Source organism: Nisaea denitrificans DSM 18348, from assembly GCF_000426505.1.
Taxonomy (GTDB): Bacteria; Pseudomonadota; Alphaproteobacteria; order Thalassobaculales; family Thalassobaculaceae; genus Nisaea; species Nisaea denitrificans.
The window spans coordinates 81169-104855 of sequence record NZ_KE384532.1 but is presented as its reverse complement, the minus strand read 5'-3'; the positions used below and the strand labels follow the sequence as shown (position 1 = coordinate 104855).

At 60.3% G+C, this 23687-nt stretch carries 24 protein-coding genes; 11 read left to right on the top strand and 13 right to left on the bottom strand.

Going from position 1 to position 23687, the window contains the following annotated elements; all coding sequences use genetic code 11:
• Window positions 1-86 precede the first annotated feature (86 nt).
• From K328_RS25165 to coxB, 7 genes are read right to left on the bottom strand one after another with little or no spacing between them, the layout of a single operon-like run.
• On the bottom strand, window positions 87-461 hold the full coding sequence (locus K328_RS25165; protein WP_036555269.1) for a DUF983 domain-containing protein: 375 nt from the start codon (window positions 459-461) through the stop codon (window positions 87-89).
• Between the two features lie 33 nt (window positions 462-494).
• A complete protein-coding gene (locus K328_RS0120285) occupies window positions 495-1280 on the bottom strand; it encodes a cytochrome c oxidase subunit 3 (RefSeq protein ID WP_028467529.1) in 786 nt (261 codons plus the stop codon).
• A gap of 47 nt (window positions 1281-1327) precedes the next feature.
• Window positions 1328-1939: a cytochrome c oxidase assembly protein gene (locus K328_RS0120280; protein ID WP_028467528.1), complete on the bottom strand. Its 612-nt coding sequence runs from the start codon at window positions 1937-1939 to the stop codon at window positions 1328-1330.
• Between the two features lie 3 nt (window positions 1940-1942).
• Entirely contained in the window at window positions 1943-2080 is a 138-nt protein-coding gene (locus tag K328_RS26885) for a hypothetical protein (protein WP_169721249.1), read from the bottom strand.
• A 4-nt stretch (window positions 2081-2084) separates the two neighbouring features.
• On the bottom strand, window positions 2085-3002 hold the full coding sequence (locus K328_RS0120270) for a heme o synthase (protein WP_028467527.1): 918 nt from the start codon (window positions 3000-3002) through the stop codon (window positions 2085-2087).
• 56 nt (window positions 3003-3058) lie between these two features.
• A complete protein-coding gene (gene ctaD, locus K328_RS0120265; protein ID WP_028467526.1) occupies window positions 3059-4645 on the bottom strand; it encodes a cytochrome c oxidase subunit I in 1587 nt (528 codons plus the stop codon).
• A 28-nt stretch (window positions 4646-4673) separates the two neighbouring features.
• Complete coding sequence (gene coxB / locus K328_RS0120260) at window positions 4674-5531, bottom strand: cytochrome c oxidase subunit II (RefSeq protein WP_028467525.1); 858 nt, start codon at window positions 5529-5531, stop codon at window positions 4674-4676.
• Between the two features lie 298 nt (window positions 5532-5829).
• On the opposite strand from coxB, the gene tldD reads away from it, so the two are divergent.
• The 3 genes from tldD to K328_RS0120245 all read left to right on the top strand — a co-directional run bounded on the left by tldD (window position 5830) and on the right by K328_RS0120245 (window position 9180).
• A complete protein-coding gene (tldD, locus tag K328_RS0120255; RefSeq protein ID WP_028467524.1) occupies window positions 5830-7263 on the top strand; it encodes a metalloprotease TldD in 1434 nt (477 codons plus the stop codon).
• Window positions 7264-7384: 121 nt separating this feature from the next.
• A complete protein-coding gene (locus K328_RS0120250; RefSeq protein ID WP_028467523.1) occupies window positions 7385-7723 on the top strand; it encodes a hypothetical protein in 339 nt (112 codons plus the stop codon).
• A gap of 2 nt (window positions 7724-7725) precedes the next feature.
• Window positions 7726-9180, top strand: coding sequence for a methyl-accepting chemotaxis protein (locus tag K328_RS0120245; protein WP_036555266.1), 1455 nt, complete (start codon window positions 7726-7728; stop codon window positions 9178-9180).
• Window positions 9181-9200: 20 nt separating this feature from the next.
• Here K328_RS0120245 and K328_RS25160 read toward each other — a convergent pair whose 3' ends face one another.
• Genes K328_RS25160 through K328_RS0120230 form a run of 3 tightly spaced genes read right to left on the bottom strand, consistent with a single transcriptional unit; the run spans window position 9201 to window position 12389 of the window.
• Window positions 9201-10136: a DMT family transporter gene (locus K328_RS25160; protein WP_036555264.1), complete on the bottom strand. Its 936-nt coding sequence runs from the start codon at window positions 10134-10136 to the stop codon at window positions 9201-9203.
• Between the two features lie 60 nt (window positions 10137-10196).
• Window positions 10197-11564 carry a glutamate--cysteine ligase gene (locus K328_RS0120235; protein WP_028467521.1) on the bottom strand — a complete coding sequence of 456 codons (1368 nt, stop codon included), beginning with the start codon at window positions 11562-11564 and terminating at the stop codon, window positions 10197-10199.
• 54 nt (window positions 11565-11618) lie between these two features.
• Window positions 11619-12389 (bottom strand): 16S rRNA (uracil(1498)-N(3))-methyltransferase, encoded by a 771-nt coding sequence (locus K328_RS0120230; protein WP_028467520.1) that lies wholly within the window; start codon window positions 12387-12389, stop codon window positions 11619-11621.
• Window positions 12390-12472: 83 nt separating this feature from the next.
• Between K328_RS0120230 and ubiA the strand changes: the two genes are divergently transcribed.
• On the top strand, window positions 12473-13384 hold the full coding sequence (gene ubiA / locus K328_RS0120225) for a 4-hydroxybenzoate octaprenyltransferase (protein WP_028467519.1): 912 nt from the start codon (window positions 12473-12475) through the stop codon (window positions 13382-13384).
• Window positions 13381-14109: a class I SAM-dependent methyltransferase gene (locus K328_RS0120220; protein ID WP_028467518.1), complete on the top strand. Its 729-nt coding sequence runs from the start codon at window positions 13381-13383 to the stop codon at window positions 14107-14109. The genes ubiA and K328_RS0120220 overlap by 4 nt, the downstream gene beginning before the upstream one ends.
• Here K328_RS0120220 and K328_RS26130 read toward each other — a convergent pair.
• Window positions 14090-14827: a hypothetical protein gene (locus K328_RS26130; protein ID WP_051285279.1), complete on the bottom strand. Its 738-nt coding sequence runs from the start codon at window positions 14825-14827 to the stop codon at window positions 14090-14092. The two genes, K328_RS0120220 and K328_RS26130, sit on opposite strands and share 20 nt — an antisense overlap.
• A gap of 315 nt (window positions 14828-15142) precedes the next feature.
• Between K328_RS26130 and K328_RS0120210 the strand changes: the two genes are divergently transcribed.
• The 3 genes from K328_RS0120210 (at window position 15143) to K328_RS0120200 (ending at window position 19462) form a co-directional block, all read left to right on the top strand.
• A complete protein-coding gene (locus tag K328_RS0120210; protein ID WP_028467517.1) occupies window positions 15143-16309 on the top strand; it encodes an ABC transporter substrate-binding protein in 1167 nt (388 codons plus the stop codon).
• An 85-nt stretch (window positions 16310-16394) separates the two neighbouring features.
• Window positions 16395-19031, top strand: a complete 2637-nt coding sequence (locus K328_RS26125; RefSeq protein WP_169721248.1) for a methyl-accepting chemotaxis protein — start codon at window positions 16395-16397, stop codon at window positions 19029-19031.
• Window positions 19032-19036: 5 nt separating this feature from the next.
• Entirely contained in the window at window positions 19037-19462 is a 426-nt protein-coding gene (locus K328_RS0120200) for a RidA family protein (RefSeq protein WP_036555261.1), read from the top strand.
• Window positions 19463-19471: 9 nt separating this feature from the next.
• Here K328_RS0120200 and K328_RS0120195 read toward each other — a convergent pair whose 3' ends face one another.
• On the bottom strand, window positions 19472-20065 hold the full coding sequence (locus K328_RS0120195; RefSeq protein WP_028467515.1) for a GNAT family N-acetyltransferase: 594 nt from the start codon (window positions 20063-20065) through the stop codon (window positions 19472-19474).
• Window positions 20062-21246 (bottom strand): DNA recombination protein RmuC, encoded by a 1185-nt coding sequence (locus K328_RS25145; RefSeq protein ID WP_051285275.1) that lies wholly within the window; start codon window positions 21244-21246, stop codon window positions 20062-20064. Before K328_RS25145 ends, K328_RS0120195 begins: the two co-directional genes overlap by 4 nt.
• A gap of 165 nt (window positions 21247-21411) precedes the next feature.
• Between K328_RS25145 and def the strand changes: the two genes are divergently transcribed.
• From def to truA, 3 genes are read left to right on the top strand one after another with little or no spacing between them, the layout of a single operon-like run.
• Window positions 21412-21939, top strand: a complete 528-nt coding sequence (gene def, locus K328_RS0120185; protein ID WP_028467514.1) for a peptide deformylase — start codon at window positions 21412-21414, stop codon at window positions 21937-21939.
• A gap of 33 nt (window positions 21940-21972) precedes the next feature.
• A complete protein-coding gene (fmt, locus tag K328_RS0120180) occupies window positions 21973-22938 on the top strand; it encodes a methionyl-tRNA formyltransferase (RefSeq protein ID WP_051285272.1) in 966 nt (321 codons plus the stop codon).
• A gap of 4 nt (window positions 22939-22942) precedes the next feature.
• A complete protein-coding gene (gene truA / locus K328_RS0120175) occupies window positions 22943-23683 on the top strand; it encodes a tRNA pseudouridine(38-40) synthase TruA (RefSeq protein ID WP_028467512.1) in 741 nt (246 codons plus the stop codon).
• Window positions 23684-23687 lie beyond the last annotated feature (4 nt).

The following is a 23687-nucleotide window of genomic DNA, read 5'->3' as shown; positions in this document are numbered from 1 at the left end:
CGGGGACATTAGAGCCAAGCCGGACCATAGGCCGTGGACGGTATTTTGCCCAGTCCTGAGGAGGAGCCCCGGACTAGCCGCCCTAACTAGTCACCCGGGGGCCGGTTCGGTGTCTTGTGTTTGTATTGCAGGGCGATCGTGAAAGCCTTCAAAGGCCGCAAGAGCGCGATCGTGCCGCCCAGGACCACCACGCTCCAGAGCAGTGCATGAACCCAGAGCGGAGGTGCGAACAGTGTTTCGAACCAGAGGGCGATGGGCACAATCGTGCCGCCCAGGACGAAAATAATGAAGACAGCCGGACCATCGCCGCTGTCTTCATTTTTCAGATCGAGACCGCAAATCAAACAGGTATCCCGAACGGTCAGGAACCCCTCGAAAAGGCTGCCCTTGCCGCAGCGCGGACATCGGCAGGCCAGCCCGGTCGAGAACGGCGACTGCGGAGGAAAATAAGGGTCGCTCACGGCGTTTCCTCCGCTATCCCCGCCTTTGCTGGATCAGCCGCCCCACCAGTAGACGCAGACAAACAGGAACAGCCAGACGACGTCGACGAAGTGCCAGTACCAGGCAGCCGCCTCGAAGCCGAAATGGTGGTCCGGCTTGAAATGGCCGGCCCGGCCGCGGAACCAGCAGACACCGAGGAAGGTGGTGCCGATGATAACGTGGAAGCCGTGGAAACCGGTCGCCAGATAGAAGGTCGAGGCGTAGATGCCATCAGTGAAACCGAACGCGGCGTGGCTGTATTCGTAAGCCTGCAGAGCGGTAAACAGAACGCCAAGCAGTACTGTCAGTCCAAGGCCGAGCTGGAACTGGTCCCGCTTGTTCTCGATCAGCGCATGATGCGCCCAGGTCACCGTACAGCCTGACAGCAGCAGGATCATGGTGTTGATCAGCGGCAGATCCCAGGCACTGAACGGCACAATACCCTCCGGCGGCCAGATACCGGTGTCCGGATAGAGGGCACTGTCGAAGAAGGCCCAGAAAAACGCCGCGAAGAACATTACTTCGGAAGCGATGAACAGGATCATGCCGTAACGCATGCCCAGCTGGACAACATGATTATGGTGCCCCTGAAATTCGGCTTCGCGGATAATGTCGCGCCACCAGAAGAACATCGTTGCCAGGATCGACAGCAGGCCAACGATCAGGATGGAACCGCCGAAGGAAAGCTCATGCATATACATGATGCCACCGACAGCGGCGACGAAGCCTGACATGGCACCGACAAAGGGCCACGGGCTGGGCTCTACCAGATGGAAGGAATGTTGTGGATGTCCGCTCATTATCTTTCCCCTTCAGTCCGGCGCTTGTCGCGCCTTACTCTCCTCGATTATCCCTTGATATCCGCATTGCCGCGAGTCCCGGCATTCGCCTGTTCCCGGGCGGCTTTCGCCGCGGATTGATCCTGGGCCTTATAGAATGTGTAGGAGAGGGTGATCGTGGTCACCCCATCCATCTTCACGTCCTTGTCCATCTCCGGATCGATATAGAACGAGACCGGCATATCGACCCGCTCACCTGGCTTCAGGATCTGTTCGGTGAAGCAAAAACAGTCGATCTTGTCGAAATACAGCCCCGCCTTATCCGGCGACACGTTGAACACCGCCGTCGCGACCACGGGCTCGTCGCCGAGATTGACCGCCTCGTAGAACGCGAGCTGGGTTTCCCCCACCCGCGTTTCGATGGCTTTCTGCGCGGGTTTGAAGCGCCATTTAAGGTCCGGCTGCACACTGGCATTGAACCGGACCGTTACCTTACGCTCGAGAATTTCGGCCGCGTCCTGGTCCGCGATCTGCGTCGTGCCGCCAAAGCCGGTCACCCGACAGAACAGGTCATAAAGCGGTACCGAGGCAAAAGAGACGCCAACCATGCAGACCACAACACCCGCGAGAAGGAGGGCAATGCGCGTGTTACTGCGTTGCTGCCGTGGAGACTTCTGCATGGCTCAGCCCCCCATCCTCAAGATGGTGATGACATAAAACAGAATGGCGAAGACCGCGATACAGGCAAGAATCGCGAGATTCTTACCGCGCTTGCGTGTGTACAGTTCTTCCCGTGTACTCGGCTTTTGCTCTTCGCTCATCGCCTTACACCCCCGCTGCCTGATCGATGATCAGCAGCGTAAAGAGAACAAACAGATAGAGGATCGAAAAGCCGAACAGACGTCGGCAGTTCTTTTCGCTGGCATCCCGGAAAACCTTCCAGGCGGAGAGAATGAACACCAAACCGAAAGCTGCCGCGGGCAGTCCGTATGTCAGCATGCCAACCGTCTCGAATGCCACCGGCAACAATGTGATCGGCACCAGCAAAAGAGTATAGATCAGGATCTGCTTCTGGGTTTCCCGCCGGCCGGAGACAACCGGCAGCATCGGCACGCCCGCCGCCTCGTAATCGCCGGAACGATAAAGCGACAGCGCCCAGAAATGCGGCGGGGTCCACATGAAGATAATCAGGAACATGACCAGCGGCAGGGCCGTCACGTCGCCGGTCACCGCAGCCCAGCCTATCACCGGAGGCAAGGCGCCGGAAGCACCGCCGATGACGATGTTCTGCGGCGTCCGCCGCTTCAGCCACATGGTGTAGATAAAGACATAGAACCCGATGGTCGCTGCCAGCAATGCCGCCGCGACCCAGTTGGTTGCAAGCCCCATGATCATGACCGACATACCGGACAGGATAACGCCGAAGGCAAGCGCCTCGTCCGCCCCGACTTTACCGGCCGGGATCGGACGGCCGCGCGTACGGGTCATCACCGCGTCGATATCGCGGTCATACCACATGTTGATGGCACCGGAGGCCCCGGCACCGATCGCAATGCAGAGCACCGCGATGGCCGCCAGACCCGCGTTGAGTTCACCTGGCGCAAGATACAGTCCTGCAAATCCGGTGAAGACAACCAGAGACATCACGCGCGGCTTCAGCAACGATACGTAATCCCGGATCGCCTGAGACGCGGAAGCGGCGGTCGGTGCCGCCGCTTTTATTTCGATGGACGTATCAGACACGCAAGGAACCTTTCTTGCTCCGGTCCGTCTTCATAACGCCGCCGAGGCGCCGCGGATCATTTGATCCGCGGCAGCTCGTCGAATGTATGGAACGGCGGCGGAGAGGACACGGTCCATTCCAGAGTGTCCGCGCTTTCGCCCCACGGGTTGGCATCCGCCTTGCGCTTCGTGATGAAGGCCTCGATCACGACGATCAGGAAGACGATGGTCGCCAGACCGCCCATGTAGGCGCCGTAGGAAGCCACAGTGTTCCAGCCGTGCAAGGCATCCGGATAGTCGATGTAACGACGCGGCATACCTGCCAACCCGAGGAAATGCATCGGGAAGAAGGTCACGTTGGCGCCGATGAACATCAGCCAGAAATGCAGACGGGCGAGGAAGCCACTGTAGTGGTAGCCGGTCATTTTTGGGAACCAGTAATAGAACCCGCAGAAGATCGCGAATACCGCACCCAGCGACAGCACATAATGGAAATGCGCGATGACGTAATAGGTGTTGTGCAGCACCACATCGACACCGGCATTGGCGAGCACGACACCGGTCACGCCACCAACGGTGAAGAGGAAGATGAAGCCGATCGCCCAGATCATCGGAACACGGAAAGAGATCGAGCCCCCCCACATGGTCGCGATCCAGGAGAAGATCTTCACGCCTGTCGGCACCGCGATGACCATGGTCGCCGCGGTAAAGTAGGCCCTCGTGTCAACATCCAGCCCCACTGTGTACATGTGGTGCGCCCAGACGATGAACCCGACGAAACCGATAGAAAGCATCGCGTAGGCCATGCCCAGATAGCCGAAGATCGGCTTGCGGGAGAAGGTCGACACCACGTGGCTGACAATGCCGAAAGCCGGAAGGATCATGATGTAGACTTCCGGGTGTCCGAAGAACCAGAACAGGTGCAGGAACAGGATCGGATCGCCGCCGCCGGACGGATCGAAAAACGCGGTACCGAAGTTACGGTCCGTCAGCAGCATGGTGATGGCACCGGCCAGAACCGGAAGCGCCAGCAACAGCAGGAAGGCGGTGATCAGCATGGACCAGACAAACAGCGGCATCTTGTGCAGCGTCATGCCCGGAGCACGCATGTTGAAGATCGTGGTAATGAAGTTACTGGCACCGAGGATCGAGGATGCACCGGCAAGGTGCAGCGACAGGATCGCCATGTCCATGGACGGACCAGGCGTTCCGAGCTTGCTCGACATCGGCGGGTAGATGGTCCAGCCGACACCCGCGCCACCATCGGCGAAAACCGACAGGAACAGCAACAGGAAGGCCGGAATCAGAAGCCAGAAGCTGATGTTGTTCATCCGCGGGAAGGCCATGTCCGGTGCGCCGATCATCAGCGGCACGAACCAGTTGCCGAAACCACCGATGAGACCCGGCATAACCACGAAGAACACCATGATCAGACCGTGGGCCGTGGTGAACACGTTCCAGACCTGACCGTTCTCCATATACTGGACACCAGGGTCCTGAAGCTCCATCCGCATGTAGATGGACATGGCTCCACCAATCAACCCGGCGATCACCGAGAAGATCAGGTACATCGTGCCGATGTCTTTATGGTTGGTCGAATACAACCAGCGCCGGATACCCGTCGGCGCCCCATGATCATCAGCGTGAGCGTGAGCGGCACTCATATCGGTCTCTCCCAATAGCGTGATTGTTTTAGTTGGTGCTGAGCGCAACGCGGACCGGCGCGTCGTCGCTCATTGCAAAGCGTTCCTTGGCTTCTTCCAGCCATTCCTTATACGCCTCTTCCGAGACCGCCTTCACGACGATCGGCATGTAGGCGTGCCGGGGACCGCAGATCTGGTTGCACTGACCGTAGAAAGTGCCTTCCTTGTCGAACTGCATCCACGTCTCGTTGGTACGACCGCCGACCGCGTAAACCTGCACAACGGCGGATGGCACGAAGAACGAGTGGAAAACGTCGTTGCTGGTCACCAGAACCTGGATCTTCTTGCCGGTCGGAACAACAAGGGGATTGTCGACATCGAGCATACGGATGCCGTTCACCTTCGCGAGATCCTCGCCCTCCAGCAGATAGCTGTCGAAAGCGATTTCCTCGTCCGGATACTGGTAGTTCCAGTACCACTGGTTACCGGTGACCGTTATCGTCATGTCCGGATCAACCGCCCGATCAAGATAGTAGAGGTTCTTGAAGGACGGGACCGCGATCACCACAAGGATAATGACCGGAACGGCAGTCCAGAGAATTTCGATCAGTGTGTTGTGCGAGGTGCGTGACGGGTTCGGGTTCGCAGACGCGCGATACCGAATGCACACATACACCAGAAGCAGGAAGACGAAGATGCCGGTGGCGAAAATCACCCACAGAAGAAAATCGTGGAATTCGCCGATCCGGACCCCGACGGGCGATACCGGGTCCTGCAGGCCCAACTGGTAAGGCTCAGGCAGACGGATTTCCTCGGCGCCGGCCGGCAATACAAGCCCGGCGATCAACAAAAAGGGCAGCGCCGCGATGTACGCGAGGCTGGAGATTGCCCGGTTGAAAAGCCTCATGATCTCCGCTCTCTCCAAGTTTCTTAGTACGCGGGGCCGTTTTTAGCGCTAGGCGCGACCCTTCACAAGTTTATCGAAATACACTTTCCGACTCATTGCGGGAAGACAAATCGACCAATTTTGATTGTATCGTCGACGATCCGCGACGAAGTGACGCGCCCCCATGCGGTGAAAGACGGCGACAAAAACACGGCTTCCCGCGCCGTGACTTTGTCGCCGTCCGGCCCATATGCTATCGGGTAGATATTGAACAAACTGTTGGCCCGGCTTTTGGACGGGCCCAGAAGGAGCAGACGCTATGGGCGATCTCAGCAAGACCGACGAAATCTTCTTCCAGCGCGGCGGCCTTGAGCTTTCGCGGGTCGGTCAGGTCGTCGACGACGCGCTGCACGGCGCCGACGATGGCGAGCTCTTCCTTGAATACCGCCAGAGCGAGAGCCTTGCCTTCGATGATGGCCGTCTGAAGAACGCTTCCTTCGACTCGACCCAGGGCTTCGGCCTCCGGGCTATCGCTGGCGAGGCGCACGGATATGCCCATGCCTCGGATATCTCGGAAGATGCGATCAGACGTGCCGCCGACACGGTATCCGCCGTCAGCAGAGGCTATGGCGGCACGCTTGCCGCTCCGCCCGCCGCAAGCAACGCGATTCTATATACAGACGACAATCCGCTGGCCCTGACCGCCTTCGGCGACAAGGTCGATCTCCTGAAGGAAATCGACGCCTATGCCCGGGCCAGGGACCCCCGTGTCAAACAGGTGAGCGCGTCGCTGGCCGGCTCCTGGCAGGCTGTGCAGATTATACGCGCCGGTGGTCATCGCGTTGCCGATATTCGCCCCTTGGTGCGGCTCAATATTTCCGTCGTGCTGGCCGATGGCGATCGCATGGAAACCGGCAGCTCCGGCGCCGGTGGCCGGGTCACCTATGACCAGTACATGACGCCGGAAAACTGGAAGGCCCAGGTCGACGAGGCGTTCCGCATCGCCGAAGTAAACCTCGCGTCGGTCGCCGCGCCTGCCGGAGAGATGGAAGTCGTTCTCGGCAGCGGCTGGCCCGGCGTCATGCTGCACGAGGCCGTCGGACACGGCCTTGAAGGTGACTTCAACCGCAAGAAAACCTCAACCTTCTCCGGCATGATGGGCCAGCAGGTCGCGGCAAAGGGCGTGACCGTCGTCGATGACGGCACGATGCATGACCGTCGCGGCTCCATCAGCATCGACGACGAAGGCACCCGCAGCCGCCGGAACGTGCTGATCGAGGACGGCATCCTCGTCGGCTACATGCAGGACCGCCAGAACGCCCGGCTGATGGGCATGGAGCCGACCGGCAACGGCCGCCGCCAGAGCTTCGCCCACGCCCCGATGCCGCGCATGACCAACACGTTCATGGAAGCCGGCGACAAGGATCCGGGCGAAATCCTCGCCTCCGTCAAGAACGGGCTTTACGCAGTCAACTTCGCCGGCGGCCAGGTCGACATCACGTCCGGCAAGTTCGTGTTCTCGGCAAGCGAGGCTTACCTGATCGAGAATGGCAAACTCGGCGCTCCGGTAAAGGGTGCAACCCTGATCGGCAACGGTCCGGACGCCATGGGCCGGATCACCATGATCGGCAACGATCTCGCGCTCGATGAGGGCATCGGTACCTGCGGAAAGAGCGGACAGGGCGTTCCCGTCGGCGTCGGCCAGCCGACCCTGAAGATGACCGGTGTTACCATCGGCGGCACCGCCATGTAGGAACGAACCCATGGTTCCAGTGCATTAATTAATAAAATTTAAGGATTATTTCCCCTACTAATTAAGTTCCTAAAGGTTAATTGCCCCAACGAAGGGCAAATCAAATACACAGGAGCTGATTGTGCGGGATACGCTGGGTGCAGCAGCATTGTTGTTGTGCAGCACTTTCTTTATTGCCGGCTTGATGCTGACGGCCCCGGTCGCCCCGGGTCAGGCCGTCGCGGCAATCTTCCCTCCCTGGCTCAACAAGACGGAAATTCTTGGCGCGGTCTCGACCGCGGGCGGACGGATGCTGCGCCATGGCGGCATCGACTCCGTCGCACTCGTCAGACTGGAAACACCTGACGATGTCCAGCGACTGAAACATGCCGGAGCCTGGGCCGTGGTTGCCCCCGCCGGCCTCTTCGGCTGCGGCGGCGTCACCGACGCAGCGCAACGATTATTCCAAAAGGAGACCTGAGAATGAATGCGCTCGAGTTAATTCGCGCACGGGCCGTCAAGTTCATGGCCCTTTTCATTGCCGTCCATGTTCTGCTGGTACTTGCCTTCGGGCTGATGCTGGGCACGCATTTGATTGTCCCGGCCATCGGCGCAGTGGCGTTCGCTGTGGTTTGTGGCGCGGCAGCGTGGAAAGCACCGCATGCAGCATCGACACGCATGCTGCAGGCCGTCGGGATCATGGTCATGGTCTCCCTGATCGTGCTCCAGTTCGAAGGTCATCCCTGGCAGATCGACGTGCATATGTACTATTTCGCCTGCCTCGCGATCCTGACGACGCTTTGCGATATCCGGGCAGTCATCGCCGCCACGGCGGCCGTGGCGGTGCATCACATCGGCCTGAACTTTTTCTTTCCGGCTTGGATTTTCCCTGATGGGGCCGATTTCGGACGGGTCATCGTTCATGCGGTCATCGTCATCGTCGAGGCCGTGATTGTCGGCTGGCTGGCAATAACTGTCGCCAAGGCCTTCACCACATCCGATGCAGCAGTGCGTGAAGCCGAAGCAGCCAAGGCGGAATCGGAACGCCTCAGCCAGGAGCGGATGGAGCAGGACCGTCTGATGGCGGACCAGAAGGCCAAGGAAATGGCAGATCTCGCCGATTCCTTCTCACAGTCAGTCGGCTCGATTGCCATGACCGTCTCCAGCACCACGTCGGAGCTGACCGAAAATGCGGGGGACATGAATTCGGTCGCAAACGCGCTGATCACACAGTCGCAATCCGCGAACGAAAACACAGCGTCCGCCGCCGACAATGTGCGCATGGCCGCCGAGGTTGCGGGCGAGCTGGCCAGTTCCTTCTCGGAAATCGGCCAAAGGGTCGCAGAGTCCAGCGCAGTCACGAAACAAGCAGTGGATCAGGCGAACCAGACCAACGAATCCGTTTCCGGTCTCGCCAAGGCGATCGAGAAGATCTCCGAGTTCCTGAAGCTGATCACCGATATTGCCGAGCAGACGAACCTTCTGGCGCTGAACGCCACCATCGAGGCGGCGCGGGCGGGCGAAGCGGGCAAGGGCTTTGCCGTCGTTGCCACTGAGGTGAAGAACCTCGCCTCCCAGACGGCCGAGGCGACCGAGACGATTTCCGCCCAGATCCAGGCGATCCAGCAGGAATCCAATCAGGCGGTGGACGCGATCTCCACCATCGTCAGTACCGTGGCGAAGGTGGATGAAATATCGGCCGGCATTGCCGCCGCCATCGAGGAACAGGTCGCCGCGACGAACGAGATCTCAAATCAGGTCGCCATGGCCAGCGAGCGCAGCATCAATGCTTCGCAAGGCATGAGTATCCTCAATGATGAAAGTACCCGCAGCGGCGAAGCCGCCCAGCTGATGCTCTCGGCGTCAGAAAAGCTTAGCCAGGATACAGGCCGGCTCCGTTCCGAGATCGACGGGTTCCTGACTAAAATCAAGGCCTAGATCGACTGGGCCCTACATCTTCATGGAAAAGGCTCCGGCATCGCGCCGGGGCCTTTTGTCTTTTTACCCAGGCGGGTTTCCCGGTAGCCGATATAGAGCCCAGCGCTGATCACGATGGCGCCGCCAAGCAGTGTCATGCGATCCGGAATCTCATTCCAAAGCGCCAATCCAAACAGTGTGGCCCAGATCAGCGCGGTATATTCGAAGGGAGCGATGACCGCCGCCTCCGCATGCCGGAAAGAGGACGTCACAAGAAACTGGCCGACCCCGCCAAGCAATCCCAACAGCAGGAACAATCCCCAATCGGCAGGCAACGGCTCTGTCCAGCCGGATGGCGTTCCGGAAGCCCAGAGCGTACCAGCAGTCCCGACCACGAGACCGGCGAGGGTCGTATAAAACGTCATGGAGACGCTGGTCTCTGTCGAGGACATGCGCCGCGCGAGCAACATGGTCATGGCAAAGCAAAACGAGGCTGCGATCGGAATCAAGGCATCAAACTTGAAGATTTCGGCGCCAGGCCTGACCACGATCACCACACCGACGAAACCGACAATCGTTGCGGACAGCCGCCTCGGTCCGACGCGCTCTCCCAAAACCAGCATCGAGAGCAGCGTGACGAAGAGTGGCGAAGAGAATGCGAGAGTTACCGTCTCGGCAAGTCCAAGAACGGAAAGCGCATGGAAAAACCCGACCATGGCGCTGGCTCCGAAAGCTGCACGCAGCAACTGAATGCCCGGCCGCGACGTCCGCAGAGCCGCAATGCCACCCCAAAAGAAAACAATAACAAAGAGCGGTATCAGGCCGAACAGTGAGCGCAGCATCACAATCTGGATACTCGGATACGAGGCCGTCAGCCACTTGATCAGGGCATCCATCACCGAGACCACGAAGATCCCGGCAATCATCAAGGCGATACCACGCCCAGTCGCGGCCCGGTCGTCCGGCAATCCGGTCATGAAGTCCCCTCCGAGGCCGCAGCCCGCAAATGCAGGCCGCGTTAACCGGACCTGCCCTGTCTAGTAGCGCTGGAACTCGAAGATCGGATCGACCGACCCGTTCCACTCACCGTGATAGAGATCGAGCAGATGATCCGCCGAGGTCTTGCCTGATTCGGCGACATCCTGCAGCCAGTTCAGGAAGCCGCTCTCGTCATTACCCGCCGCATCGATTCGGGCCCGGCGCTTCAGGCCGTGCCGGGAAATCTCGATCATCCGCTTGGCGAGGTCCTGGACGGTGCCGTCCCGGAAAGGGGTTTGCAAGCCGAGCTTCGGCACCGCGTCCCGCAATGCCGACATTTCCTCCACGGTCCAGTCGGCAATCATGTCGGCCGCCGCCTGCTGGGAATCGCTGTCATAGAGGATACCGGTCCAGAGCGCCGGCAGCGCGCAGATATTCCGCCACGGGCCGGTGTCGGCGCCGCGCATCTCGATATATTTCTTCAGCCGGACTTCAGGGAAACTGGTCGTCATATGATCGGTCCAGTCGCCCATGAAAGCGCTCTGGCCTTCATAGCCCTCTAGCTTACCAGCCATGAAGTCGCGGAAGCTCTTGCCGGCGACGTTCTGATAATCGCCGTCCCGATAGAGGAAATACATCGGCACATCGAGCATGTAATCGACATAGCGCTCGAACCCGAAGCCGTCCTCGAAGACAAAGGGCAGCATGCCGCAGCGGTCCGGATCCGTGTCGGTCCAGACGTGTGAGCGATAGCTTTTGAAGCCGTTCGGCTTGCCCTCCGTAAAGGGCGAATTGGCGAACAGCGCCGTTGCGACCGGCTGTAGCGCGACACTGATGCGGAACTTCTGCACCATGTCCGCTTCGCTCTCGAAATCGTAGTTCCCCTGCACGGTGCAGGTGCGCTTCATCATGTCGAGGCCGAGGGTGCCGACCTTCTGCATGTGCGCGCTCATGACCACATAGCGGCCTTTCGGCATGAACTCGATATCGTCCCGCGTCGAGGTCGGGTCGAACCCGGCACCCAGCATGCCGACGCCGAGTTCGGCATTGACCTCCTTGATCTGCGCCAGATGCGTATGCACCTCGTCGCAGGTCTGATGCAGAGTCTCCAGCGGCGCGCCGGATAGCTCGAACTGCCCGCCCGGCTCCAGCGTGATGGCGCAGCCCCCATGGGTCAGGGCGACGACGTTCTCGCCCTCATGGATGGGATCCCAGCCGAACTTGTCCACCAGCCCATTCAGAATGGCGCCGATGCCGTCCTTGCCGAAATAGGGCAAACGCTTGTGGTCACTGAGGCGGAACGGAAACTTCTCGTGCTCTGTGCCGATGCGCCAGTCGGCGCGCGGCGTACAGCCGGATTCGAGATCCTCGACGAGCTGCGCCTTGCTGGCGATGGGCTCGCCTTGAGAGCCTGGGGGACGGGACATGTTTCCTCCGGTGGGATCAGTCGAATCAGTGTGCCGATGGGCACAAAGTCAGGTTTAAAGATCGAGTCCCTCGGGACGTTTCAGGGTCCAATCCCCCGCCACCGCCTGCCAACAGGCCAGCGCTGCGAGCGCCGCCGTGTCGGAACGCAGCAAACGCGGTCCTAGACTTACAGGTGTAACAAAGGAACTTTGGCGGAGCCGGTCAAGTTCATGATCGGCAAAACCCCCTTCTGGACCTATCAGCAATCCGCAGGGGGTTCCCCCCTTGAAAGGCGGGTTCGAGAACACAGTGGCGACAGGCGTTCCGGCCCCGGTCTCATCGCAAACGATCAGCGGCCGGTCCTGCGGCCATGCTTCCAGCAGCGCGTCGAAGCGCACCGGCTCGCGGATTTCCGGGACACTCAGCCGGGCTGTCTGCTCGGCCGCCTCCGTCGCGTTGGCCAGTAGCCGGTCGGTATTCACCCGCTCGACCTGCGTATGTCTGGTAATCACCGGCCAGAGCACCGATGCGCCAAGCTCGGTCGCTTTCTGGGCGGTAAAATCAATGCGCGCCCGTTTGATCGGCGCGAAAACCAGCCAGATATCCGGCTCGTCGCACTGCGGGCGGCGCTGTTCGATGAGAGACAGAGACGTCGCGCTCTTGCCGATATTGTCAATTCGCGCGGTCCACTCGCCGTCTCGGCCGTTGAACAAGGCAACATGCGCGCCGGGCGCCAGGCGCAGGACGTTTTTCAGATAGTGCGTCTGACTGGTTTCAAGCCCGACCGAACCATCCACGGTAAGGTCGGCAGTCACAAACAGACGGGTCTCGGTCTTCTCACTCATCCGGCCTCGCGTTCTAGGCGACAATTTGCTGCCGCCGTCCGGTCCTTGCTCCGGAGTGCCGCCCGGTTTATGCAGAAGCCACCATGACCGCAAGCGATATTGCACGCAATGACTGGGTGGACCGGCTTCTGCCCCCGAGCGCACAGCCTTATGCGAGACTGATGCGGCTGGATCGGCCAATCGGCACCTGGTTGTTATTGCTGCCTTGCTGGTGGGGTCTTGCCCTCGGCTGGCAGGCAACGGAGCAGGTTCTGCCGCCGTTTGATCTCCTCTGGCTTTATATATTGTTCAGCGTTGGCGCCGTGATCATGCGGGGGGCCGGCTGCACCATCAACGATCTCTGGGATCGCGATTTCGACAGTCAGGTCGCGCGCACCGTGGAGCGGCCGATAGCAAACGGCGATCTTTCCGTCCGCCAGGCTCTCGTCTTCCTCGCCCTGCAACTCGGCGCCGGGCTGCTGATCCTGCTGCAACTGAACCAGACCTGCTGGGTGCTCGGCGTCCTGGTGCTCGTGCTCGTCGTCACCTACCCGCTGTTCAAGCGCATTACCTACTGGCCGCAATTCGTGCTCGGCCTGACCTTCAACTGGGGTGCGCTGATGGGGTGGGCGGCGGTCACCGGCGATGTCGGTATCGCCAACAGCGTGCTTTATTGCGCAGGCATCATCTGGACCCTCGGGTACGATACGATCTACGCCCATCAGGACAAGGAAGACGACGTCCTGATCGGCGTGAAATCCTCCGCCCTTGCGCTCGGCGCGCGAACCGTGCCTTTTCTCTGGGCTGTCTATCCGCTGACACTGGCCGGGATCGCGGCAAGCGGCTGGCTGATCGGGCTTTCCTGGCCGTTCTATCTGGGACTTGCCGCCGCCGGTGCGCAGCTGCTCTGGCAGATACGCACCATCGATATCGACGACCCAAAGGACTGCCTCGTGAAATTCAAATCGAACAGATACTTCGGCTGGATCGTTACCGCGGCAATACTGGCCGGATGACCGCCGGGGGCACGAAGCTCATCACAACGGATTTCATCCTCCGCAACACCGAAGCCATCTCGCCTCCCCTGATCCCGGAACTAACACTGCATCTGGCCACGGAAGCGACACAACTCTGGCAAGCCACCGAGACGGAGCTGGAGCAGATCGGCCTGCCGCCGCCCTACTGGGCTTTTCCCTGGGCTGGAGGACAGGCCGTCGCACGGTATGTCATCGACAACGCCCCGCTCGTCGCCGGCAAGCGCATCCTTGATGTCGGCTCAGGCTCCGGCATGGTAGGGCTGGCCGCGCTCTGGGCATCGGCGGCGGCCGTCATTGCCAACGACACCGATCCGGTAGCCGCGACGGCAATCGCCCTGAATGCGGAAACAAACGGGCTGCAGGCAGGGCTGACCATCGCAATCAGGGACATGCTGGATGAGCCGGTTATGGCCGACGATGGCGGGCCGCTCTACGACACCGTGCTTGCAGGGGACATCTGCTACGAGCGGAGTATGTCCGACCGCATGCAGGCCTGGCTGCAACGCCATGCGGATGTGGGTGCATTGGTACTTGTCGGCGATCCGGGGCGAACCTATCAGCCGATCGGCGGTATCGCGCTCTGCGCGCACTATGACGTGCCGGTATCCCTTGAGATCGAGGATTCGGAACTCCGGAAAACCGCCGTCTGGCGGCTGACCGGTTCGGCCAAAGCTGCCGCCGGGCCTACCCCAGAATCACCCTGAAACGTGGGTCGTCGAACGGAACTGTTTTTTCAGAGAGCCGCTCCGTCAGATGCGCCCGGCGCGGCCCGTTCTCCTCGCCCAACAGAGACAAGACCCATGCGGCCTCCTCCGGATGATCGCCGAACATGCCATGCAGAAGCGCAAGTTTTGCCGCCTGGGGCAGGCTTTTAAACTGCCGTCCCTTCGCCTCGATCTCGGCCAGGGCAACCGGCGCGCCATCCAGCGCGAGCGCGCCGCACTTTGTTATATAGCAACCCGCCCGCATCGCCGGCCGGCCGTCACCGAGATTGATCGCGTCCGGATCGAAGGTTCCATAAACATAACTGGCGCCGACATTCTCGGTCTCGTGCATCCGCTCCAATTGCACCTCTGTCAGCCAGGTGACCGCCACCCGGACCTCGGTCCCGGGACTGCCGTGGAGCGTGGCGGGCACGGAGCCGTATCCGGCAAGATGGGCGCAATAGACCACGTCATAACCATGCATCCAGGCCCAGGTAACCGGGATTGTGCTCTCGCCCATGTCGCCGAACTTTCTCGCCAATTGTTCCGGCGCCCGGTTGGAGCCGACGGCGATGACCGGCTGCCGGTTCCCGAGATCCGGATCCACCGGAAGCGCTTCAACTCGTCCGTCCGCGAACAGGTAATCGTGGCTCGGCGCCGGATAGGGATAACCGTAAGCGCGCCGCAGACTGTGCTCAGATGAACGCTCAATCGTCATTGCTGAACCATTACCCCCGGGTACTCGTGCATACAATCAAATGACACCCGATTTGATTTATTTAATTGAAGCCCAACCAACATTGACACCTCACGAAGACAGAAAACACAGGTGAACTGTTAACCCAAAAATCTTCTTACGATCTTTTAACATCACCATATCGTATTCATCAATTTTATGGCACATTAATTTTATGGCAAATATAATTCCACTTTTCTCTTGTTCTTTTTCGACAACTATTGATCCTGATTAGGCAATTATTAATTTTCATACGCGCATCTTGCGCATGGGAAGTTATAGGAGAGGACACTACCCATGCAATTACTCAAGAATAGCGCCGTAACCGCGCTTCTGATCGCTGGTTTTTTGGTTGCCCCTGCACATGCCGAAACGCCGGGCGTCTCCGGTGACAAGATTGTCTTCGGCCAGTCCGCAGCCTTCGAAGGCCCTGCGGGCGCCCTCGGGACCGGTATGAATCAGGGACTGATGGCTGCATTCACCGCTGCCAACAAGGCCGGCGGCGTCAACGGCCGGATGCTCGAGATCGTCAAGTATGACGACGGTTACGAGCCGGACCGCGCGATCGAGAACACAAAGAAGCTTATCGATCAGGACAAAGTATTTTCAATCATTGGCGCTGTCGGCACACCGACCTCCAAAGCGACACAACCGATCGCGACGGCCGCCAAGGTTCCGTTCGTTGGTCCCTTCACCGGCGCAGGCTTCCTGCGCGATCCGGCGAACTCGAACGTCATCAACGTCCGGGCAACCTACGATCAGGAAACCGAAACCTGGATCAAGCATCTGACGGAAGATCTCGGCATTACCAAGATTGCCATCCTGTATCAGGATGACGGTTTCGGTCGCGTCGGTCTTTCCGGGGTGAACAAGGCGCTTGAGAAACGCGGCATGAAGCTGGTCGCCGAAGGCAACTATCAGCGCAACACGACGGCGGTCAAAACGGCACTCCTCTCGATCCGTAAAGCGGAACCGGAAGCTGTCGTCATGGTCGGCGCCTACAAGCCGCTGGCCGAGTTCATCAAGCTTTCCAAGAAGCTGAAACTGGACCCGGTATTCGTCACCATTTCTTTCGTGGGTTCGAATGCGCTCGCCAGCGAGCTTGGCGATCAGGGCACTGGCGTGGTGATCAGCCAGGTCGTTCCGTTTCCGTGGGACAAGAGCATTCCGCTCGTCGCGAACTACACCGACGACCTGAAGGCCTATGACAGCGCCCTTGAGCCGGGATTTGTCTCGCTCGAAGGCTACATGGTCGGACGCCTGACGATCATGGCGCTTGAGAAAGCCGGCAAGGACCTGACCCGGGAGAACTTCCTGGACGCTGTCTACAGTACCGGAAAATTCGATCTCGGCGGCGCGACGCTTGAATATGGCGCCGGCGACAATCAGGGCATGGGCGACGTCTTCCTGAGCGTGATTCAGGCCGACGGCAGCTTCAAGTCCGTAGAAAAACTAACAAAATAATAAACACCTGGTGGCCGGCGGCACTGTGTGCTGCCGGCTTTCGGGACGGGGAAGAAACGGACCGGAAGAGATGAGCATGGCGAGCATGGAACAGACTAAGGACTACACCGACAACGAGGAGACGGCTCCACGGCCCAAGAAACGTTTAGGCCTGGGCGTCGGCGGAAAACTCTATCTCTCTATCGGCAGCATGTTCGTCATCACTGTCGTCGCCGCATTGGTTTCTATCTGGGCCTTCGGGGAACTGAAGCGTGCCATGGAGAGCTTTGCCGGAGAGGCTATTCCGGCCATCAAAACCTCGCTCCATATGTCAGCGGAAAGCGCCGGAATCTCTGCGAAAGCCCCCGAGATCGTGACCGCGCAAAGTGACGAGGAACGGGCCGCGACGGAATCCGAAATCGAAATCCTCATCAAGAAACTTGAAGACGAAGTCCGCAATCTCGGAGCGCTTGACGAGACAAAGAAGACGCAGAAGCTCGACATGATCGCCTCCTTCCACGGCGGCATCGTCGCCCTCGGCGATAAGATGCGCGAGAAAGAAGCCATTGAAGACCGCATCACCCAGAAGGTTACTCAGATGCTGTCGGCTCATCAGGACTTTCTGAAAGATCTGTCTCCGCTGGTGGACGATGCGAACTTCAATCTCGTTATCACCAGCGAAGATACCGTCGACAGTTCCTCAAAGCTGATCAAGTCCCTCCTCGAAGGAGAGGTTAACTACCTCCAGGGGGGACTCCGTGTCGGTGCGAGCCTCAGGGAACTTCTTGCCCTGATGATCCGCACAGCGGCAAACACGGAACTTGAAGCGATCACCCCTCTCGAAGAGGCGTTCCTAACCATTCGCAAAACTGTCCGGGAATATGAAACACAGCTTCCGGAGACCGAAGCGGCACAGGGCCTGAAGGACTTTACGGAAAGCCTTATTAAGCTCGGCGAAGGCGAAGATTCGGCGTTTGCGATCCGGTTCAAGGAACTGGACTACAATCAGTCTCTTACGTTCCAGCAGACGCTCGATCTAAAGTCCAAGAGGGAAGCTCTCGACGCCAAGCTCGCGGAACTGGAAGACCTGTTCAAGACCAAGGTCGAGCCCGTCATCGACGATGCGACATTCAATCTGGCGGTCGGCGGAGACAACCTGAATGCGAACATTCGCAAGACGATAACGGGTCTGGTCAACGGCGACGTGGCAAAGCTGCAGTCGATGCTGCAGCTCGCCGCGGAAGCCAATCTCCTGGCCGGTCTCTTGAACTCCGGCGCCACCGCTCCGGATATCTCGGCACTCAATGTCCTGTCCGGCCGATACAATGCCGCCAAGGGCGCAGTCGAGTCGGCAATCGCTGTTTTCAAGGAGCGCGTCGATAATGAAACGATTCCACAGCTCGCAGCTCAGATCGTCTCATATGGAGCTGGCGAGGAAAGCGTCTTCGCGCTGCGCCAGGCACAGCTTGAGATCGAAGCCGCTGCTCTGACCGCGCTGGATGAGAACCGGACAGCATCGGAAAACATTCAGGTTGAATTCGCCTCGTTGGTTGCCGACGCAGAAACTGCGGCAGCGTCGAGCGAAACCAGGGCACTTTCGACAATCGACGATAGTCAGAACCTGCTGTTCGCAATGGTCGGCATCAGTGCTGTCGCCGGCCTTCTGATTGGCTGGCTCCTGGTGTCACGTCAGGTGGTGCGGCGGATCTCCGGCCTTGCGGGCACGATGGGCGTGATCGCGGACGGCAATCTGGACACGGATGTGGATACGTCCGGCGGTGACGAGATCACCACGATGGCCCGGACGGTGGAGATCTTCCGCGACAATGGCCGCGAGGTCGAGCGGCTGCGCGAAGAGCAGCAGCGCACAGAGGCCCGCTCCGCCGAGGAGCGGCGTCAGGCCATGCTGAACCTGGCTGATAGGTTCGAGCAGTCGGTGAAGGCCATCGTCGATCAGGTCGGCCTGTCGGCCCAGGAGATGGAGAAGAGCTCGGAAGGCATGGTGAACTCCTCCGAGCAGGTGAAGATGGAATCCTCCGGCGTGCTGACGATTGCCGAGACCACCTCGAACAACGTCAACACCGTGGCCGCCGCGGCGGAGGAACTGTCCGCCTCGGTGCAGGAGATCAGCACCAACATCTCCGAGACCTCACGGGTGGCCCAGATGGCCGCCGACAAGGCGCAGGACACCGACAGGATCGTCACCAGCCTTGATGAGGAGTCACAGAAGATCGGCGAGGTGGTGAAGCTGATCACCGACATCGCGGAGCAGACCAACCTGCTGGCCCTCAATGCCACCATCGAGGCCGCACGGGCCGGCGATGCGGGCAAGGGCTTTGCCGTTGTCGCCTCCGAGGTGAAGAACCTGGCGACGCAGACGGCGAAGGCGACGGAGGAGATCTCGGCGCAGATCAACGCGGTGCAGATGAACACCAACCAGGCGGTGGACGCGATCCGGGAGATCGGCAATCTGATCGGGGACATGACCGAGAAGATGGTTGCGGTGTCCAGCGCGGTGGAGGAACAGGGTGCGTCCACGGACGAGATCGCCCGCAGCACCTCCGAGGCAGCCCAGAGCACCGGCCAGGTCAGCGCCACGATGAACGGCATGATGACGGTCGCCGGAGAGGCAGGCACCGCCGCCGATCAGGTCCTCAGCGCCGCCAAAGGCGTCGCCGGACAGGCACAGTCCCTCGACCGCGAGGTCAAAACATTCCTCGAAAAAGTCAGATCGGATAACTGATCACGATGACAGGCGCCATCCGCATTTCACCTCCGAACGTATGGTCCGATGAAGATTTCCCCTTCTCTCAGGCGGTGGTGGAGCCCCTCGGGAGAAGGGTGCATCTGACCGGACAGGTGGCATGGAATGCGGATGGCGAGATTGTCGGGCCGGACGATCCAGAAACTCAGACGGGCGTTGCGATCGATAATATCGAAACCGTGCTGGCGGCTCTCGGCGGCCAGCTTTCGGACATTGTCTCGACCACGCTTTATTACGTTCGGGATGAAGATCTTCCGGCGATCCAGAATGTCCGTATGCGCCGTTTCTCGAAAGTGCACGGCCCCGCCGCAACCGGCGTCAAGGTCGCAGGCCTGGTAGATCCTGGCCTGCTGGTGGAGCTGACAGTCATTGCGGTCATTCCGGAAGAACGGTTTAAGACGCCCGCCTGAGCTTCCTGGCTATTCAGCCTCCGGAGTACCGGTCCATTCCCGAGCCAGAATGGCGTAGATGAAATCTTCCGCCCAGACACCCTTGAAGAACTCGCTCTCGCGAAAATGGGCTTCCCGCTTCATCCCGAGCTTCTGCATCAGCCGCCAGGATGCCGTATTACGGGCATCGCAATGCGCCCTGATCCGGTGCATTCCGAAATGCCGGAAGCCTAGATCCAGCGCTGCAATCGCGGCCTCCCGCGCATAACCCTTGCCGTGATAGCGGGGATCGAAGACATAGCCGATCTCGCCCTGCAAATGCTCGATGCTGATGATCTGCAGCTTCAGGTTTCCGAGATAGGCACCATCCGACCGCCGCTCGACAGCCAGCGTGAGCTGGTCTCCATCCTCGTCAAAACGGGAGACGGACATGTATTTGGCCAGGAGCCCAGGTGCCTCTTCCTCAGTCAGCGGATCACCATAGAGCAGCTCCACCACATCCGGATTGGAACGCAGCCGGAAAAGGTTCTCGAGGTCATCCTCCCGGTGGGCCCTTATGCACAGCCGTTCCGTCAGAACCGGAAGCTCAACGGTCCGGTTTTTCAGAACACCCGGCTGCATCATTCCCTCTCGAGCGGCAGGGCGTCGACCTTGCCCAGAAGATCTTCCGCAGCATCGCCTGAACTCTCCAGAGTGCCGAGCTCGATCTCCTCGATCCGTTCGCTGCGCTTGATCACCTTGCCGGTCGAGATCCGGATATCACGGATATCCTTCTCGGCCTGATGGAAGTGGGTTTCCAGCTTGCCCACCCGGTCGTCCAGCCGCCCGACATCGTTCAGCATAATCCTGACCTCGGCCTGGATGACATGTGCCTGCTCACGCATACGCGCGTCCTTCAGGACGGCCCGGACCGTATTCAACGTCGCCATCAGCGTGGTCGGCGAGACGATCCAGACCCGTTCCTTCCAGGATTGCTCGACCACCTGGGGCAGGTTGGCGTGCAGCTCGGCATAGATCGCTTCCGACGGCAGGAACATCAGCGCAGATTCCGCCGTCTCTCCCGGCACGATGTAGCGCGACGAGATATCTTTTACGTGCTTCAGGATCGCCACGGCCATCTGCTTGCGTGCAGCCTCCCGCTCGGCGTCGTTCGTAGCGTTGGACAGCGCGTGATAGCTCTCCAGCGGGAACTTGGCGTCGATGGCGATGGAGCCTGGCGGGTTCGGCAGGTCAATCAGGCAATCGACGCGGCGGTTATCGCCGATCTGCACCTGAAACCGGTAGGCGTTCGGCGGCAGGATCGATTTGACCAGATCGTTGAGCTGGATTTCCCCGAAAGCCCCGCGCGCCTGCTTGTTGGAGAGAATGTCCTGCAGGCCGACCACCTGGGTCGACAGCTCTGTGATGTTCTTCTGCGCCGTATCAATGACAGCCAGACGCTGCTGCAGCTCGGACAGGCTGGTCTGCGCCTTGGTGCTGGATTTCTCCAGGCTCTCGCCAACCTTCTTGGAAACATCGGCCAGACGCTCGTCGAGACGCTTGGTCACCTCGCGTTCCTGCACCTGCATCAGCTCGGCGATCCGGGCCTGGGCCGCCGCGTGATTCTCGGAAAGCTGTGTTACCCGGCCAGCCAGCTCAGCCTGAGCGGTCGCGGCACGTTCCGCCTGTTCCGCCTGCCTGCGGGCAGCCTCCTCCAGCGCCGCCGCGAGCAGCGGGTCCGTGCCGCGCCCCTTCAGCAACACGATCGCGGCCAGCAAAACCGCACCTGCAGCAACGACCGCGAGAATTAGCGTCAGTCCATCCATTTCGGCACCTTCGGTTCAACCGGTCATCAAAGCCGTCTCGGCGAATCACCATTCTACCACGTCCGGCCTAAGGAAACGGGGGTTCGAACTGGCGCCGCAACGCTTGACCTGTGCAGACCGATCCCCTACCTGAAGGGCTGCTGGCAACAAATTCGACACATGTTTATGAGCACGCGCGACATCGTCTGGGCACCCGACCGGGTCCTGAAAACCAACTGTACTCCCGTGGCGGAGATCGACGGCGATATCCGTCAGATCCTCGACGACATGCTGGAGACCATGTATGCCGCGCCCGGTATCGGGCTGGCGGCGCCGCAGATCGGCCTGACCAAACGGCTGCTCGTGGTGGATATCTCGCGCGACGACGAGAAGAATCAGCCGCTAAAAGTGATCAACCCGGAGATAGTCTGGTCCTCCGAGGAGCTGAACACCTACGAGGAAGGCTGCCTTTCCCTACCCGGTCATTATGGCGAGGTCACGCGCCCGGCCCAGGTTACGGTCCAGTTTCTCGACGAGACCGGCGCGGAGAAACGGATGGATGCCGACGGCCTTCTGGCAACCTGTCTGCAGCATGAAATCGACCATCTGAACGGCGTGCTGTTCGTCGATCATATCTCCGCCCTGAAGCGGAACATGATCCTGAAAAAGATGATCAAGGCGAAGAAACAGCGCGAAGAAGACGAGGCGGCCTGAAGCCGACCTCACCTGCCTCAGAACGGATAGATCATGACCGGGTCCGCCCCGCTTCCCGCCGCCGGTACAAACCTCCGGCTTGCCTTCATGGGCACGCCCGACTTCTCTGTGCCCGTTCTGGAAGCGCTGATTGCCGCCGGACACGAGATCGCCGCCGTCTACAGCCAGCCGCCCCGCCCCGCCGGTCGCGGCAAGAAAGAGCGGAAATCTCCTGTGCATGAGGCGGCGGAAGCGCACGCCATCCCCGTCTTCACGCCGCTCTCCCTCAAACATGAGGATACGCATCGGGCTTTCCGGGATCTGAAGCTCGACGCCGCCGTGGTGGTCGCCTATGGCCTGATCCTGCCGAAGGAAATCCTCGACGCGCCGCGCCTCGGCTGCGTGAACGTCCATGCCTCCCTGCTGCCGCGCTGGCGTGGTGCCGCGCCGATCCAGCGGGCGATCCTCGCCGGCGACACGGAAACCGGCGTCACTATCATGAAGATGGACGAAGGCCTCGATACCGGCGCCATGCTGCTGGCGGAACGCGTGGAGATCACAGCGGAGACCACCGGCGAGACGCTGCATGACGCGCTTTCGGCCCTCGGAGCCAAGCTTATCGTCCCGGCCCTGGCCGGACTGGCGGAAGGCTATCTGGAGGCAACACCTCAACCGGATGAAGGCGTGACCTACGCCGAAAAGCTCACCCGGGAGACCGGCCATCTCGATTTCACGCAAGACGCCGCCACACTGGAGCGCACCGTGCGTGCGCTCGCGCCATGGCCCGGCGCCTGGTTCGAGCTGGATGGCGCCCGCTTCAAGGTCTTCGCGGCTGACGTGCTGGAACTTGGGGCACTGGGCAACGATCCCGGCACGGTGCTGGATGAGGAGCTTACCGTTTCCTGCGCCAAGGACGCCCTGCGCATCACACGCCTGCAGCGGCCCGGCAAGGCGCCGATGGATGCCGCCGACCTGCTGCGCGGCTATGACGGGCTGACGCCCGGCACCAAGTTAGGCTGAGCCCATGCCCCGCTTCAGGATCACAATCGAATATGACGGCGGCGGTCTTTCCGGCTGGCAGCGTCAGGCCAACGGGGCGTCGATCCAGCAGGCGCTGGAAGAGGCCGTCAAAGCCTTCTCCGGAGAAGATGCCGAAGTGGTCGGCGCGGGCCGCACCGATGCGGGCGTGCATGCCCTGGCACAGGTCGCCCATTTCGATCTGGAATCAGATCGGTTCGATGCCGGGACGGTGATGAAGGCGGTAAACTTTCATCTGAAACCGGCGCCCATCGTCATCCGCCACGCGATGGAAGCGGAACCCGATTTTCATTCCCGCTTTTCCGCCATCAAGCGATCCTATCTTTACCGCATCCTGAACCGGCCGGCACCGGCCGCACTCGATCACGGCCGGGTCTGGCACGTCCCGCAGGAACTGGATGCAGCTGCCATGCATGAGGCGGCGCAGGCGCTCATCGGCAAGCACGACTTCACCACCTTCCGGGCAAAGCACTGTCAGGCGCAGTCACCAGAGAAGACCATGGATGCGCTGACCGTCAGCCGGGTCGGCGAGGAGATCCATGTGAATGCTCACGCCCGCTCCTTCCTGCACCACCAGATCCGCAACATCACCGGCACCCTGCGGCTGGTCGGAGAGGGAAAATGGACGCGGCGGAGCGTGGAAAAGGCACTGGCCGCGAAAGACCGGGCCGCGGGCGGACCGACGGCACCGCCGGACGGGCTCTATCTGGTATCGGTCGGGTACTGATAGC